This window comes from Pseudomonas sp. P867 (assembly GCF_019891455.1).
GTDB lineage: Bacteria > Pseudomonadota > Gammaproteobacteria > Pseudomonadales > Pseudomonadaceae > Aquipseudomonas > Aquipseudomonas synxantha_A.
In genome coordinates, this window is record NZ_JAFLXB010000001.1 from 486,735 (window position 1) to 502,500 (window position 15,766).

Annotated in this window: 9 protein-coding genes; 3 read left to right on the forward strand and 6 right to left on the reverse strand. The window is 59.5% G+C overall.

Features of this window, described 5'->3' with window-relative positions; genetic code table 11:
* Positions 1 to 2: 2 nt before the first annotated feature.
* From J1G33_RS02180 to J1G33_RS02195, 4 genes are read right to left on the reverse strand one after another with little or no spacing between them, the layout of a single operon-like run.
* A complete protein-coding gene (locus J1G33_RS02180) occupies positions 3 to 1,382 on the reverse strand; it encodes an ATP-binding protein (protein WP_032877560.1) in 1,380 nt (459 codons plus the stop codon).
* Entirely contained in the window at positions 1,379 to 3,196 is a 1,818-nt protein-coding gene (locus J1G33_RS02185; protein ID WP_032881082.1) for a DAHL domain-containing protein, read from the reverse strand. The genes J1G33_RS02180 and J1G33_RS02185 overlap by 4 nt, the downstream gene beginning before the upstream one ends.
* Positions 3,193 to 4,128, reverse strand: a complete 936-nt coding sequence (locus J1G33_RS02190) for a cytochrome c peroxidase (protein WP_236648086.1) — start codon at positions 4,126 to 4,128, stop codon at positions 3,193 to 3,195. The genes J1G33_RS02185 and J1G33_RS02190 overlap by 4 nt, the downstream gene beginning before the upstream one ends.
* A 58-nt stretch (positions 4,129 to 4,186) precedes the next feature.
* Positions 4,187 to 6,061: a GGDEF and EAL domain-containing protein gene (locus J1G33_RS02195; protein ID WP_032877557.1), complete on the reverse strand. Its 1,875-nt coding sequence runs from the start codon at positions 6,059 to 6,061 to the stop codon at positions 4,187 to 4,189.
* 217 nt (positions 6,062 to 6,278) lie between these two features.
* Between J1G33_RS02195 and J1G33_RS02200 the strand changes: the two genes are divergently transcribed.
* Genes J1G33_RS02200 through J1G33_RS02210 form a run of 3 tightly spaced genes read left to right on the forward strand, consistent with a single transcriptional unit; the run spans position 6,279 to position 8,505 of the window.
* A complete protein-coding gene (locus J1G33_RS02200) occupies positions 6,279 to 7,592 on the forward strand; it encodes an HD domain-containing phosphohydrolase (RefSeq protein WP_223017640.1) in 1,314 nt (437 codons plus the stop codon).
* Positions 7,589 to 8,002, forward strand: coding sequence for an NUDIX domain-containing protein (locus J1G33_RS02205; RefSeq protein ID WP_032877555.1), 414 nt, complete (start codon positions 7,589 to 7,591; stop codon positions 8,000 to 8,002). The genes J1G33_RS02200 and J1G33_RS02205 overlap by 4 nt, the downstream gene beginning before the upstream one ends.
* Positions 7,999 to 8,505: a GNAT family N-acetyltransferase gene (locus tag J1G33_RS02210; protein ID WP_032877554.1), complete on the forward strand. Its 507-nt coding sequence runs from the start codon at positions 7,999 to 8,001 to the stop codon at positions 8,503 to 8,505. The genes J1G33_RS02205 and J1G33_RS02210 overlap by 4 nt, the downstream gene beginning before the upstream one ends.
* 413 nt (positions 8,506 to 8,918) lie before the next feature.
* Here J1G33_RS02210 and metR read toward each other — a convergent pair whose 3' ends face one another.
* Entirely contained in the window at positions 8,919 to 9,836 is a 918-nt protein-coding gene (gene metR, locus J1G33_RS02215; protein ID WP_005785216.1) for a transcriptional regulator MetR, read from the reverse strand.
* Between the two features lie 78 nt (positions 9,837 to 9,914).
* Positions 9,915 to 15,485, reverse strand: coding sequence for a DUF6543 domain-containing protein (locus J1G33_RS02220; RefSeq protein ID WP_223017641.1), 5,571 nt, complete (start codon positions 15,483 to 15,485; stop codon positions 9,915 to 9,917).
* Positions 15,486 to 15,766 lie beyond the last annotated feature (281 nt).

Consider the following 15,766-nt stretch of genomic DNA (forward strand, 5'->3'; position numbering starts at 1 on the left):
CCCTACGCCGCCTTCTGGCGAATCGGCAACACCACGCGAAATGTCGTGCCCCTGCCCAGTTCGCTGCTGACGGAGATATCCCCGCCGTGTTTCTTGATGATGCCGTAGGACAGTGACAATCCCAGTCCAGTCCCTTCGCCCACAGGCTTGGTGGTAAAGAACGGGTCGAAAATCTTCTGTAAGCTTTCAGGGGCAATTCCGCAGCCGTTATCGGCCACTTCCAGCCAGATATTCTCGCCTTCCACGCCGTTGCTGATGGTAATGGTGCCACGCTGGGGCCCCATGGCCTGGGCCGCATTGATCACCAGGTTCATCACTACCTGATTGAGCTGCGAGGCCAGGCATTCGATGTCCGGCAGGGGCGTGTAGTGCTTGACCACGTCGGCCTTGTACTTGAGTTCGCTGGCGACGATGTTCAGGGTCGAATCGATGCCTTGCTGCAGGTCAGCCAATTGCCAGGTCTGATCGTTATCCACGCGTGAGAAGTTCTTCAGGTCTTTGACGATCTGCACGACACGGCCAATCCCTTCCTTGGATTCGCGGATCAGGATCGGTATGTCTTCCTTGAGGAAATCCAGTTCCAGGTCGGTGCGCAAAACCTTTAGCTGATCCCGCTGTTCTGGCGCCGCGAGGTGTTCCTCACTGCGTTGATAGGCGTCGAGCATCTGTTGCAGCTGCGTGAAGTAGCTGTCGAGCGTGCTGAGGTTGGAGGAAATAAACCCCACCGGGTTGTTGATTTCATGGGCGACGCCGGCGGCGAGCTGCCCAAGGGAGGCGAGCTTTTCCGACTGCACCAGTTGGCTTTCCAGATGCTTGCGCTCGTTGATTTCCAATTGCAGCGCCTGGGTGCGTTCTTCAACCAGTTGTTCCAGCAGAGATGTTTGCAGCGACGCACGCCGGGCCATGTCCCATTTATTAGCCAGGGTATTGGCCATCTGTTGCACTTCAATATTGTCGAACGGTTTTTTCAGGATCAGCAAACGGTCATGGGCCTGCAGGCGCAACAGCAGGTCTTCCCAGGAGTAATCCGAGTACGCGGTGCACACCACCACTTGCAACTCGGGCGCGACCTGCCATAACGCCTCGATCGTCTTCGCGCCGTCCCAGCCTTGGGGCATGCGCATATCAACGAACGCCAGTGCATAAGGACGCTGCTGCGCCATGGCGCTGGTGAGCAAGCCCAGACCCTCTTCGCCGCCATAGGCCGAATGCAGTTCGAACGCCTGGGCCTGGGGCTTGGCCGCGTCACCAAACAGTGCCGACTCCATGTCATCCAGCGCCTGGTTGGGCGCAGTATCCGGCATCAGGATCTTGCGAAAATCCTCATGAATGGACGGTGTGTCATCGATCAGCAGGACGCGCCGGTTGGGAGGTTGGTTCATGAGCTGCTTCCGGCAAGGGTCAGGGGAATGGTCAAGGTGAATACCGCGCCGAGGCCCGGCCCGTCGCTGTGAGCACTGAGCTGGCCGTGCATTTGCACCGCGGCCAGGGCGCAGCTGTGCAGGCCGAAGCCATGACCTTCTTTGCGCGTGGTAAAACCATGGGTGAAGATCCGTGTCATGTTCTCGGGTGGTATGCCTTCGCCATCGTCCTTCACACTGATCTTCAAGGTATCTTCACCCTGGGCCTCGACCTTCAGCGTGATTTGCCGTGGCCTCTCGGAAAGGTTGGACATGGCGTACTTGGCGTTGCTGATCAGGTTGACCATGATCAGCAGCAGGCGATGCTTGTCGCCGAGGATCTGCGGTACCTGTGCGTATTCCTTGACCACAGTGACGTGGTGACGGCTCAGCGCGCCGGCGTTCATGCGCAGGGCATCGTCCATCAAGGCGCCGATATTGATCGGCTCCAGCAATGTGGCGGCGCCGGCATAGGATTGCTGGGTCGAGACGATGTCCTTGATGTGATCGATGCTTTTGCTCAGTTGCGCCAGCTCATCGCTCATGCCCTGTTGCTCCACGGCGATCGCTTCCACCAGTTGGTTGAGGTAGCCGGGCAGCAATTTGCCCTTTGCATCTTCGGTGAGAAAGGTGCCCAGGTCGCCCTGGTGTGCGTTGATCAATTGCATCGCTTTACCCAGGCCCAGCGCTTTGCTGCCGCGCAGTTTACGGCTGACCAGCTCGGCAGAAATATTCACGCTGTTGAGCACGTTGCCGACGTTGTGCAGCACGTTGGTGGCGATCTCTGCCATGCCTGCCTGGCGGGCGCTGTCCAGCAGTTCGCTCTGGGCATCCTTGAGTTGTTGGGTGCGCCGTTCTACCCGTTGCTCCAGGGTTTCGTTGGCCGATTGCAAGGCGCGATTGACGCGGTTGATCTCGGCGAAACTGCGCAGCAGACGCACCGCCAGGTAGAGCAACAGCACCACCAGCAGCGTCGAGAAGATCAGCAGGTAGCGATGATATTGATGGTCAACGAGGTCCGCGGTCTGCTGGTCCTGATTGAGGTGGGTGGTCAGGTCATCGAGGCGCTCGGCCACCGGCACGGCGGCAATGCGTTCGAGGAGGCTGTTGACCAGCGGCTGCTCGCGCAGGATCAGCGAAATATGGTTGCTGAGGATATCCACCGGCGCCTGGAACTCACTGGGCAGGCTCTGTTTGTTGATCGCCAGTTTGCCCAGGCCCACCAGGATATCGGCGGCGCGTTCATCGCTGGTGACCTGGGCAAACTCCAGGCTGCTGAGCAGCAGGTCGTAAGTGTCGGTGGCCACGCCTTGCAGTTGCAGCCGGCCTTGATCGTCAATCTGGTTGAATTGGGCTTGAATGTCGTCTTCGGCGGTCGGCAAAAACGCCAGCGAGTTGCGCAACACGGCGTTGTGGGACTTGAACTGATCCACCAGTCGGGCTTTTTCCTGGATGGCGGCCACATACGCTGCCTGGCTGGCTTGCCAACTCGGCAGGTCGGCAGGGTTGTGGTAGGTGTCGCGGCCTTGTAGTTCAGACCAGATACGGGTCATGTCCGAGAGGGGCGTGACCAGCGGATCGTAGTTGTGGGTAATCGCGATCCGGGCCTTGAGCACTTCACTGTCCCATTGGGCATTGAGTTGCTGAAGCTGGCGGATCAGGTCCCGGGACTGGGTATAAGTGGCTGTTTGGTCGCGGGAAGATTTGAGGTACAAAAACACCAGTGTAGAGGCCAATAACAAGGCTATCAGGCCCAGCAGCATCTGGCTGGCACGACGGCGCGAGAAACGTCTCATAGCGGCTTGCCCGCCCATTCGCCGGTCAAGGTTCTGAGAAACTGGATAATCAGCTCCTTGTCTTCCTGAGAAGGATTGCGCCCCAACTGATACTTGAACATCACGTCAACCGCCTCTTCAAGCGTCTTGGCCGAGGCGTCGTGGAAGTAAGGTGCGGTGACGGCCACATTGCGCAGGCTGGGCACCTTGAACACGTGGCGGTCCTCTTCATCGCCGGTCAGCAGGTAGCGGCCCAGGTCCGATTCGACCGGGTTGCCTCGTGCCTTGAAGTAATCGTCCATCACGCCGAATTTCTGCAACATATTGCCGCCGATATTCACGCCCTGATGGCAGGCAATACAGCCGTACTCCTTGAAACGCTGGTAGCCGTATTTTTCCTTGATCGTCAGTATCTCGGTGTTGCCCAGCAGGTACTGGTCGAACCGCGAGTTGGGCGTCAGCAGCGTGCGCTCGTAACTCGCCAGCGCATCCTGCACGTTAGCGGCACTGACGCCATCGGCATACACCTGCGCGAAGGCGCGCTGGTAATCAGGGTAGGCGGACAGGTTGTATTCCACAGCTTTCCAGTCGCTGCCCATTTCCACCGGGCTGATGACCGCGTGCTCGATCTGCGCTTGAAGGGTGTCGACCCGGCCATTCCAGAACTGCTTGAAGTTCAGGCTGGCGTTGAACACGGTGGGCGTATTGAGTGGCACCGGCTTGCCATCCAGGCCAAGGGAGAAAGATTTGTTGTCGGCGCCGCCGGTTTCCAGGTGATGGCAGCTGGCGCAGGACAAGCTGTTATTGGCCGATAAGCGCGGATCATTGAACAGCCGACGGCCCAGCTCAACCTTGGCCGGATCCTGTAGGGGAACACTCGGCAACGGCTTTAGGGCTTCGTCCAGCGGTGCGGCCGCGAGTACTGCGCCGGTGCACAGGCCCAACGCGAGCACAAGGCTGAATCGGGTAGTTGAAACGTTGCTCAAGCGAGCACTCCTTGCAGGCCTAGGGCTATGGATGGGGCATCAGTGTCGCGCAACCCACTTGCAGCAACTGCACGAAATCCTTGGGGGGCAAGGCCTTGCTGAAGAGAAAACCCTGGCCCTCTTCACACTTGTGGGCCTTGAGGAAATTGAGTTGCTCGACGGTTTCCACGCCTTCGGCAATGATGTTCAGCTCCAGGCTCTTGCCCATGCCGATGATAGCGCTGATCAGTTGTTCGTCCTGGTTATTTACGCTGAGGCCGCGCACGAAGGACTGGTCTATTTTCAGCACATCGATGGGAAAGCGCCGCAGGTAGCTCAGACTCGAATAGCCGGTGCCGAAATCGTCCAGCGCCAGACGCACGCCCATGGCCTTGATTCTGCGCAGGGTGTCTACGGTCTCGTCGACATTCTGCATCAGTACGCTTTCGGTGATTTCCAGCTCCAGCTGGGCGGGCGGCAGGCCGGTTTGCTTGAGGATGGCGGCCAGGTTGTCGACGAAGTCCCGTTGGCGAAAGTCGATCGCCGAGATGTTCACCGACATGCGCAGCGGCGCCAGGCCCAGATCCCGCCAGGCTTGGGCTTGCTCGCAGGCCTGGCGCAACACCCACTGGGTCAGGCGCACGATCAGCCCGCTGTCTTCGGCCACCGGAATGAACTGCGCCGGGCTGATCCAGCCTGACTGCGGTTCAAACCAGCGGGTCAACGCCTCGGCGCCGACGATCCGCCCGGACGCCAGATCCAGCTTGGGTTGGTAATGCAGGACGAACTCATGACGTTCCAGGGCCTGGCGCATCGCGCTCTCCAGGTTTTGCTGGTGCTGGGCGCGGCGGTTCATGTCTTCGGTGTAAAAGCTGAAGTCGTTGGGGCCACGTTCCTTGCTGGTGCGCATGGCGGTTTCGGCGTGCTTGATCAGTTGCACCGCATTGGTACTGTCATTGGGGTAAATGCTGATACCCAGGCTTGCGGTGACGTTCAGGTCGTGCCCCGCAATATGACGCGTTGCGCTGACGGCGCTGAGCAGTTTTTGCGCAATGTGTTGGGTTTGCTGAGGGTGTTGGATATCGTTGAGCAGGATCACGAACTCATCGGCGCCGTAGCGAAACGTTGAATCCGAAGCGCGTACCGTCGCCACCAGGCTGCGACTGACGTGCTGCAGCACTTCATCGCCCACCGGATAGCCGAGGGCGTTGTTGATGCGTTTGAAGCGGTCCAGCCCGATAAACATCACCGCCAGTTGCGAGTCATGCCGCCGGCCCAGGGCGATGGCCTGGGTCAGCCGGTCGCCGAGTAACGTGCTGTTGGGCAACTCGGTGAGGGCATCGTATTGCAACAGGTGCGAGACCTTGAGCAGTTCCTGCACGCGTTCCTCAATGATGCGTTCCAGGCCGAGCACCTTGTGGGCCACGTCCTGGGCCAGTTGCCATTTCCAGGTCAGTGCGCTGGCCATCTGGCGGATTTCCAAGGGGTCGAAAGGTTTTTTCAGGATCAGCAACTGATCGCTGTATTTCAGTCGCGCTTCGATGGCCTCAAAGGAATAGTCGGAGTAGGCGGTGCACAGGGCGATTTGCAGGTTGGGGTCGACGTTCCATAGCTGTTCGATGGTTTGCAGCCCGTCCCAGCCGGGCGGCATGCGCATGTCGATAAACACCATGGCGTAGGGGGCGTTGTCCGCCAGCGCCTTGTTCACCAGCGCCAGCGCTTCCTGACCCTGGTAGGCGGAATCCAGCTCGAACGCTTGGCGCAACGGTGCAGTGGTACCGAACAGGGTCGACTCCAGGGTGTCGAGGGAGGGCTTGCCGTCTTCATCGGCGCAGAGGATCTTGCGAAAGTCCTGATGGATCGAGGCGGTGTCATCGACGATGAGGATGCGACGGTTGGCCCGTTCACCTTGGGTGTTCATGGCGCGTCTGGCCTAGGCAAAAGATTTGATTGCATAGCGATTCCTTCCCTGGCTGGACTGCGTAGCTCGGTGCCAACTGGCAGTGACAGCATAGTCGAACTCCTTGATATCGACGGCCACTTGGCGTCAAATCAACAGCGCTGTGCGCCGGGAGCCGGTACGGCACGCCCCCGCGTCAATCTAGCTTAACTTCGTTCAATTTGAAGGCAGAGTCACCATGGATGAACAACTCGCTACGAAGTGTGCCGTTTTGCTGGTTGACGATGAGGAATCGATCCTCAATAGCCTGCGCCGCTTGCTGCGCGGCCAGCCTTACGAGGTGTTATTGGCCACCAGCGGCACCCAGGCGCTGGAGATCATGGCCAGTCGGCCCGTGGATTTGGTGATGAGCGATGCGCGTATGCCCGGTATGGACGGGGCCACGCTTCTGGCGCAGGTTCACCGCCTGTATCCCGCCACCGGCCGCATCCTGCTCACCGGTTACGCAGACCATGACACCATCATCAAGGCAATCAATGATGGGCAGATCCACCGCTACATCAGCAAGCCCTGGAATGACGCAGAGCTGATACTGGTGCTGCAGCAGTGCCTCGAACACCAGCGGCTCCAACACCTGACCCGCGAGCAGAACGAGCAGCTCAAAGCGCTCAACGCCACCCTGGAAAAACGCGTGACCGCGCGCACCGCCGAGTTGCAGCAGACCGCCGATATGCTCGACCTGGCCTATGACGAGCTCAAGCGCAGCTACGTGACCGGCACTGAAGTGTTTTCGCTGTTGGCCAACCTGCGTTTGCCCAAGAACAAGCAGACCAACCGCGCGTTGATCGAGCTGATCCGCGTGTGCTGTTCCGCCCAGTCCCTGGACGAAGCCAGCACCCGCGACCTGACCATGGCCGCCGCGCTGTACAACATCGGCAAGCTGAGCTGGAGCGACAGCATGATGGTGTCGCCGGCGGACAAGCTGCACAGCACCGACCGCGCGCAGTATCGCGAGTACCCGACGCAAAGCGAATCACTGTTGATGACCCTGGAGCCGATGAAGGATGCAGCGCGGATCATTCGTCATCATCAGGAACGGTGGGACGGCTCGGGGTTTCCCGACCACCTCAAGGGCGAGGCCATTCCGGCGGGGGCGCGGTTGTTGAAGCTGGCGGTGGATTTCATCGAGCTGCAAAAGGGCTTGATCCTGGAGCGGCACCTGAACAGCGACGAAGCGCTGCTGTATATCCGCAAATACGCCGGGCGTTTGTATGACCCGACGCTGGTGGAAGACTTTGTGCTGGCCTGCGCGGCTTTCCTCAGTGACGTGACCCTGGGCGACCCCACGGTCAAAGTCCTCACTACCCGCGAACTTGAAGCCGGGATGGTGCTGGCCCGCAACCTCAATGCCGACAACGGCATGTTGCTGCTCAACGCCGGCAAGGTGTTGAACCTGCCGCTGGTAGACAAGCTGATTGCCTTCGAAGCCATGGAGGGTGCCAAATACAGCATATTCATCAAACAACCGGACGAGACCTCGATTCCTTCATGAGCCATTCAACTATCCGCATCGCCGCCGCCGTCCTGATCGATAAAAACGGCCAAACCCTGCTGGTACGCAAGCGCGGCACCCGGGCCTTCATGCAGCCTGGCGGCAAGATCGACGCTGACGAAACCCCGCTCCAGGCGTTGGCTCGTGAGCTGCACGAAGAGCTGAACCTGCACATCAATCCGCAAGAAGCCGTGTACCTCGGCCAATTCTCGAGCCGGGCCGCAAACGAGCCGGGTTTTATGGTTCAGGCCGATATGTACCAGCTGCATATCGACGTGGCGGTCGAACCGGCGGCTGAAATAGAAGAAATATGCTGGATCGACCCCATGGGCGACGGTGGCCTGGAGTTGGCGCCGCTGACGCGTGAGTTCATCCTGCCGCATTATCGTGCTTCCTTGCTCAGTGCATGATGATTCGCCCGCTGCAGGCTAGCGATGCCCTGGCGTATCGGGCGTTGATGCTTGAGGCTTATGGCGCTTATCCCCAGGCGTTTACCTCCAGTGTTGCCGAGCGCGCCGCGATGCCCCTCAGCTGGTGGGAAAAACGCGTGAGCAGCGCGCTGGATCACCTGCTTGGCGCATTCGAGGGCGACCAATTGGCGGGTATCGTCGGCCTGGCGTTCGAACCGCGGGAGAAGGCGTGGCACAAGGCGACATTATTCGGCATGTATGTGAGCGCGGCTTATCAACAGCGAGGCTTGGGCCGGCAACTGGTAGAGGCCGCGCTGGAGGAGGCCCGCAGGCACCCGCGGCTGGAGCTGATCCAACTGACTGTCACTGCCGGGAATGAGGCAGCGTTTGCGCTGTACCAGCGTTGCGGCTTCATTCAGTACGGCTTGGAGCCGTTGGCGGTGCGGGTAGGTGAGGAGTATTTCGACAAGATCCACATGTGGCGTGAGTTAAAAGATCAGTGATATCCAATGTGGGAGGGGCGGTGCGACGGTTCGACTTGCCCCCGATGGCGGCCTCAGGGTTGGTTGGGATGCTGGATCAGACTGAGTACATATCCGTTATTTGGGTAACGGCTGCTATTGGTTCCGCTCTTACAGCGGGTCACTTTGGAAAAGAGCCCCAAAGTAACCAAAGGGCTCTTGCCCCACCACTCGGCACCTCGCCCAGGCTCGGTGTGCCCGTAATCCGCCAGGGATTAGGGGGGCCGCCGCCACGCGCCATCCATGGCGCGGGGCGGCTAAACCGGCATCCCTGCCGGTTTACCCCCCAAATCCCTGTCGAATTCCGGCCAGCGTGGTTTAACGGGGCGCCTGAGATCAAAAGCAGATCAAGAGCGGCTCGCTTCGCATCGTGGTTAGGGGGGCTGCGAAGTCGCTTAACGCACTGCGCTGACCCCATCCAGGGTGGAAAACGACGTGTCCTTGGCCGTCAGCAAGAAGTCGCGCATGTACGGCGCGTCCAACATGTCCGCCCGAATGCCCGCGTACAGCGTGGCGAACAGACCTTTCTCGCCCAGGCGCTTGGCCTTCACATACCCGCGTGAGCTGTACTCATGCAGCGCCCAGTGGGGCATACCGCAGACGCCTCGGCCGCTGGCCACCAGTTGCATCATCATCACCGTCAGCTCCGAGGTGCGTACCAGGGCGGGTTCCACGTCGGCCGGTTCCAGGAAGCGGGTGAAGATGTCCAGGCGGTCTCTTTCCACCGGGTAGGTGATCAGGGTTTCCGTCAGCAGATCTTCCGGCACGATGTATGACTTGTTCGCCAGCGGGTGCTGGTTGGCCACGGCCAACATGGCTTCGTAGGTGAACAGCGGCACATAGGTGATACCCGGCAGCTCCAGCGGGTCGGAAGTCACCACCAGGTCCAGGTCGCCACGGGCCAGGGCCGGCAGGGGGGCGAAGGCAAAGCCGGAGGCCAGGTCGAGCTCGACCTCCGGCCACGCATCGCGGAACTGGTCGATAGTGGGCATCAGCCACTGGAAGCAGCTGTGGCATTCGATGGCCATGTGCAGGCGCCCGGCGGTGCCGCCTGCCAGCCGTGCGATGTCGCGTTCGGCGCCACGCAGCAAGGGCAGGGTGGCGTCCGCCAGTTGCAGCAGACGCAGTCCTGCGCTGGTGAAGCGCACAGGCTTGGTCTTGCGCGCGAACAGCGGCATGCCCAGGCGCTCTTCCAGTTCCTTGAACTGGTGGGACAAGGCGGACTGTGTCAGGTGCAGGCGCTCGGCTGCCTCTACCAGGCTGTCGGCTTCACGCAGGGCATGCAGTGTTTTTAGATGACGGATTTCCAGCACTGTCGCCTCCATGAATAGTATTTGCGCACAATGATAATTCATTGAAAGCTCTTCATGTTGGCCGCCCACCTATTGGGCTTACTTCAGCGCCTGGAAGTGCATTCTGGCGAAGGGCTTTTCGATAGATCCACGCCAGATTTTAGTGTCTGCAAATGCCAGTCCCTCTGCTGCGGCTTGCCATTTCATTCCCAGGTAGCGTTGTTCAAAGCGCTTTAAATGCGCCTTGGGGAAACTGTCGAACGAGGACTGCAGCGCGTCATAGTGAAAGTGCGCGTACCAGATCGGTTGGTCAGCCTTAGCCTGCCGGTTCGAGTCGTAGATCTCGTATTCCTGCAGGTAGTCGTCTTTGCCGTCAGGGCGTTTGTCCCTGAGCTTTTTACGCGCGCCGATTTTTCGAATCACCACTCGGCCTTTACCGGCCAGATAGTCCAGGTAGCCTTCAGTCGGCGTTGGGCTTTCCAGGCTGCGTTGGATCCGTAAGGCTTCGCCTGCCTGTTCAAGCGCAGTTGCACGAGTGCGTAATTGATCGACAATCGGGTTGCCCGCGTCCAGGCTTTGCACGTTGTTGGCGCGAATCCTGAGTTGTTTGGCTTCGGTGACCAGCCTGTGTTCGAGGTTGATCGGCTCCATGGTTTTGTACCCTCGCACCTGCTTTTCAAAAGCATCCACTGCGTCCAGGCGGGTACGGGCATCCGCAAGCGTGGCGCGGCGGTCGGTGGGCAGCGCAGGCGGGGCGGCGGCAGGTTGGCTCTGGGTCGGGTTCAAACGGTAGGTGTTGCTGTCGCCAACCCTATCCCATACCTCAGTGGGATTGCCGTCGGCGTCGCTGATGATGAATTGTCGCGGTGATTGTTGCCCGGCGGGTTTTTCGGTGCCTATCAATAGTTGCCCGTCCTCGGTTTCAAAGGCCTTCCGAGTAGCGTTTGGATTGGGCTCGGAGGCGGGTTTCTTGATGGCCCGTTCGGCTTTTCGAATCAAGCGGTCAAGGTCTTTTTGCATGAGTTGGAAAAAGTTCGGATCGAAATGATCTGGTGACCTCTCGTTCCAGGCACTCAGATCACGTGAAAATTCTTCATAGACCTTGATGCAGTTCTGCAATATTCGATTGCGTTCGACCCGGCTGATATTGGCTTCGGGTAGGGTCATGTGCGCGGTTAGAGCGCGGCTGACGTTGTGCCTGGCCTGATTCACCGCAGTTTCCTGGTAGATCCAGTCAATGCCCACGGTTTGCTGTCGGCGGGTGATGGGGTGCAACAGTTGGCCGCTGCGCATACTGGTAATGCGCAGGTCGGTAAATTTCTGCTTCCAATGAGCCAGGTTGGCCGCGACCTCTGTGCGCGCCGCTCTGGCGGTAATGCGTTTGCTCCAGGTGCCCATGTCCTTCATCGAGCGCTCTATCACGTTAAGATCATCAAGTATGTTCAGGCGGCATTGCCTCACTTCATTGAGCAGTGTTTGAGTGATGGGGGAGGCTGGAGACAGGTTATCCAGTTGCTGGGTGATCGCGATGGATCGGTCAAGTGACGCCACGGAACGGTTGCTGGCATGGTGAATCAGGTGATTGAGTCGGTCCGACACAATGTGGGCTGTTTTACTCAGTTCTGCTGCATAGTTGAAGTCGGGTAGGCGGACTTGCTGTTGCTGGGCCAGTTCGAGCGACGTATACATCTTCTTGGCGCTTTCGATGTCCCTGGCCAGGTCGACATCCAGGGCTTTGCTGTCTGTTGTTCTTTGAGTGGACGTGGTTGAGGGGGTTGGATAGTCGCTTGCGTATTTTCTTAACTTTGCGGTGCTGGCATCGACTTGGGTCTTAAGGTTGTTGTATTGGGTTGTCACATCGTTACCGAGCGTAGCGCGCTGCGTATTGACCTCCAGCGCGGGTGCCGGGAGTTGCCGATTGACCGCCGGTGGAACGCTGCCCGGCTGGGCTTCCCCACGCCCTCTGCGCCGGCTGCCACCGCCATAAACGGTGTTGCGACCACCATGCAGCGCTCCGTAAGTGTCCCATTGCAGGGCAGGGTCCAGCTCAACGACCACACTGTCGTACCTGTTTCTGGCAATCAGGCGCATTTCTCCGGTGCCGGCGTCGTACCTGACTCTGTAATAACGCCCTTCACTGAAGATGAAGTAATCGCCGGACACGTTATGGCGCAAGGTGTGGCGATAGGGCCCGGTCAACACCGGTTGCAGGCTGCCGCTTGCAAGGGGGTCGGGGTGTTCGAAGCCAGCGAAGCGCTGGCGAGTGGTGGTGCCCTGGCGGCGTTTCAAGGATCGCCAGAAGCTTGGGCTTGGCGCCTGTTTGCCTTGGCGTGCTGCGGTCAGTTGGCGGGCGGTGCTGGCGCGTGCGCTGGGCACCGCGGCCATGGCCAGGGCATCCATGGCCGCATACAACAGGCTTTCGAACACCGAGGCCAGCAGGTCGATGCCATCGTCGATATCACCGCGCCGGAACGCAGCAACCGCCTGATGTAGGCTGATGCGAGCGTCTACCAGGGATACGGCGGTACCAACCACCGGGACAATACTCAGGGCAATTTTGATGCCGTTGAACACCTTGGCGCTTTGAAGATGGTACCTCTCATTGGCCAGATCATCGTTGGAGCGCGAATCATTACGATGGGCTTCGAGCAGGCGGCCCCTATGGGCATTCAACTGATGGACAGCCAGCGAAGTGGTGGCCGGCCAAGCAAAGCCTGCCTGGATCATCGCGTTTTGGTCTTTGTCGATGGCCTGGCCGATGCGGCTGATGTGTGCCCGTACGTCCCCCTTGATTGCACGGCCCGCGACATACTCCAACATGCTGTCGAGCCGGCACAGTTCAAACAGAGCAAGGCGCGCCTTTTCAAGGCTGGCATAACCGCGCAGGTAGCGTTGGTCGGGGGCGTCGGGTAGGTAGAGCACGATGCTCCCGCTGTTCTGTTCCTCAATGAATGTGATACCCGATAGTGTGATCGGGCTTTCCTGGTTTGTGTCCTTGCCGCCTATGCTCAGGTGGGCCGGCAACAGGCGGATGCGCTTGCCATCGACATCCCAGGCGCTCTGGGTATCGGCATCGATCGCTGTATTGAGGGTACTCAGTTCGTCGCTGTTGATATGGTTTTGCATGACCGCCAGCAGGCCTTGGGCCTTGAGCATCAGACGCAGGGGTTCGACCAGGCATTCGCGGCGGTACTGTTTTTGGAATGTAGACTCCTCCGGTGAACCATCGAAGGCCCTGATAATCCGCGTTTCATAGCGTTGCGCCAGATTGAGGTCCTTGACCATGGCCGCCAGATAGTGGCTGGTGACACCCGCCTTCAGGGTGTTGCCTTCGAGGGGATCATCGGCCGTCACTTCGACGCTCACGAACCCCAGGCGCAGACTTATATCAGAGCCGATGTTGAGTAAGGCCAGGGTATCCAGGGGCATCTTGCTGCGTTTAGCGCTGGGGACATCGATCATTTTGATTGGCGAGCCCGGCGCGGCACCGGCAACGATATCGCGCTTTTGCGCCACCGAGTCGGGCAGCTCCAGCTCCAGGGTAAAACCTTTTTTAATGCCGAAATCCTTGCGCAAGCGTGCATCCAGCTGTTGGCTGACAAACACGTCACGTGCTGGCAGCGAGCGTCCAAACAAGGCCTGTGAACGGGTCAGCGCGGGGATATAGGCGCTCAGCAGTTTCTTTAGGGTTTCGTGTTTTTCTGTGGACTGTAGGCGCATCCACGGTTGCATGTCGTTGGCCAGCACCTGGGCATTGTACTGCTCGATGAGTTGCAGGTACGCGGCCTCGCGTGCCGCGTTATCCGGGATCAGCAAGCTCGGCAGCGTTTGTGCACGCAGTCTTTCCAACTCACCGGCTAGCGTTGCGGCGTCTTCCGGGGCGGACCAGGTTTGGCGCAGTCTCGCGGCTTTTTCTTCGAAGGCGGTTTGTTGACTGCTCAGGCTGTACTCGAAGGGATCTTGGGCCAATGGCTTGAACTGCAGGGCCAGTACCTCATCTTGGGGATGGATGGCGAACAAAGCTTCTTCCAGCGCCTGTCGGGAGGCGAAGCGTTGCAAGCCGCCGTCGTTACCGGGCCAGTAGACGAAATGCGTGCCGCTGCCGGTGGTTGGGGTTTGCGGGTCCTGGGGGGGAAGCAAGACCAGCGGCCCGTTGAGTTCGGTGTGTGTCGGCTGGAGATCGCCGGGCCGCTTGACCGACAACACCAACGTCATGACGTCAGGCTCAGGCGTATCCAGGGCACTGGTGATCTGTAGCAGTTCGGCTTCGGTGATCTGGTCCAGGGCCCGCTGAATGTTCGCCTCGATCCGCAGCCCCTGCAGGCGCGCCTGGTAGAGCGCGGAGTAGTGGGTGTTGAGTGCGGCGAAATCCAAGTGTCTACGGTTCAGCATGGCGCGTGCCGCGTCTTCAGCGGCGCGTTGCTGCACTTTCAGGTTGTCCAGTTGCTGTTTGAACGATTGCCAGACTGGGCTCGTCGGCGTGTTGCTGCCGAACAGTTTTTCCAGGGCGCGGCGGTGCTGTCGTATCAGGACCTTGCGTTGGCTGGCCTGTATGCCGTTATGCAGCAGGCCGAACTGTGGCAGGTTACTGTCGACCTGTGCATCGACGGTCGTCCCCGGTTGGTCGGGCGCTTGCGCAAAGAGTGCCTGGGCCCGGCGCTGAACATCGCGTTGGTCAATATGCTGGCTGGCCTGGAAGGCATCGTGGAGCTTGACGTGGGCCAACGGCTTGATCGCGTCCTGGTATTGCTGGTTGGCCAACTGCTTGAGCCAAAGGTTGAGGCCGGCTTCCAGCGGGTTGTTGTTGATCTTGTACTCGATACTGGCCAGGGGATCGATGTCGCTGGCTGCGAACAATGTGGTTTGCCGGTCGAGCAACCAACGTTCCAGGTCCAGGCGCCGGCTAAAGGTATGCCAGGCAGGCGCCTGTGTCGGCAGGTACACCAGTTGGCTGACCGGTTGTTCTGTATCCAGGGTCAGGACCCAGGCGCCGGGCAGCGCGATGGCATTGGCCCCGGTGCGCTTGAGCAACAGCTGCTCGGCGCAGAATTTTGGCGCGTCGGCCGTGGGCGCTACCGGGTTGATCAGCGAGAACAACGGTGTGAGCACTTCGGGATGGATCTTTTTTTCGGCCAGCAAGTGTTCACCACTGGCTTCGAAGTGGATCCGGTAGAGTTCGATCGCCCGGTTGAGGCAGGTCAGAGGCGTATTGGGGGCCCGCTCCGTGCGCCAATAGCGCAACCAGTTGTCCTCGATCGCTTGCTCCAGATCCAGGGTTTTAAGCTCATCGAGCAGTTGGGCAACGGTGTGTTGCGCCAGGGGCGGTTGCGCCGGCAGGTAAAGCAGGTTGCATTCCGGTATTTGCGTCGTGTCCAGGTTTGGGTGTTGTTGCAGGTAGAGGCAGGCATCGGTCAGGCTGATCAGGCTGCGGCCGCGTTGTTCGGTAGCGGGGAATTGCAGCATCACGCGCTCGCCGTCCAGTTGCAGATCGGTTTGGAGCAGGCGGTTGATCGAACTGCGAACCGTCGGAATGCCGGCCATCAGCGTGAGCATATCGCGGCGGCAGTCTTGCCAGCGTTGGGTGGCGTCGACCAACAGGTCTTCGTCAATGCTCGGTAGCGGCAGTGGAGACCAGACGCCGAAATCGGTGGGGCCTGTAGTGTGGGTCATGGTTTCAATCCTTGAAGTAGGGCGTTGGAGCGCACAGGCCGCTACGTTGCGGACTGTGCTGAAGTGAACAAGCTTTATTCGCTGGCGACCCAAAGGGGACGGTGCTCACGAAAAAAGAGAGCCTCATTAACGTTGAGCAAGAGGAAGGTTGTGGCCTACATAGTTAGAGGCCGATGACCGCTCGGCGTCATTCATCAAATTGTCACGCAACTGTGGCAGCGCGCTTGAACAAACTTCATCAGACTCGCGCTCTACTGGGGTTCTGCGTTTCGGTGTTTTTC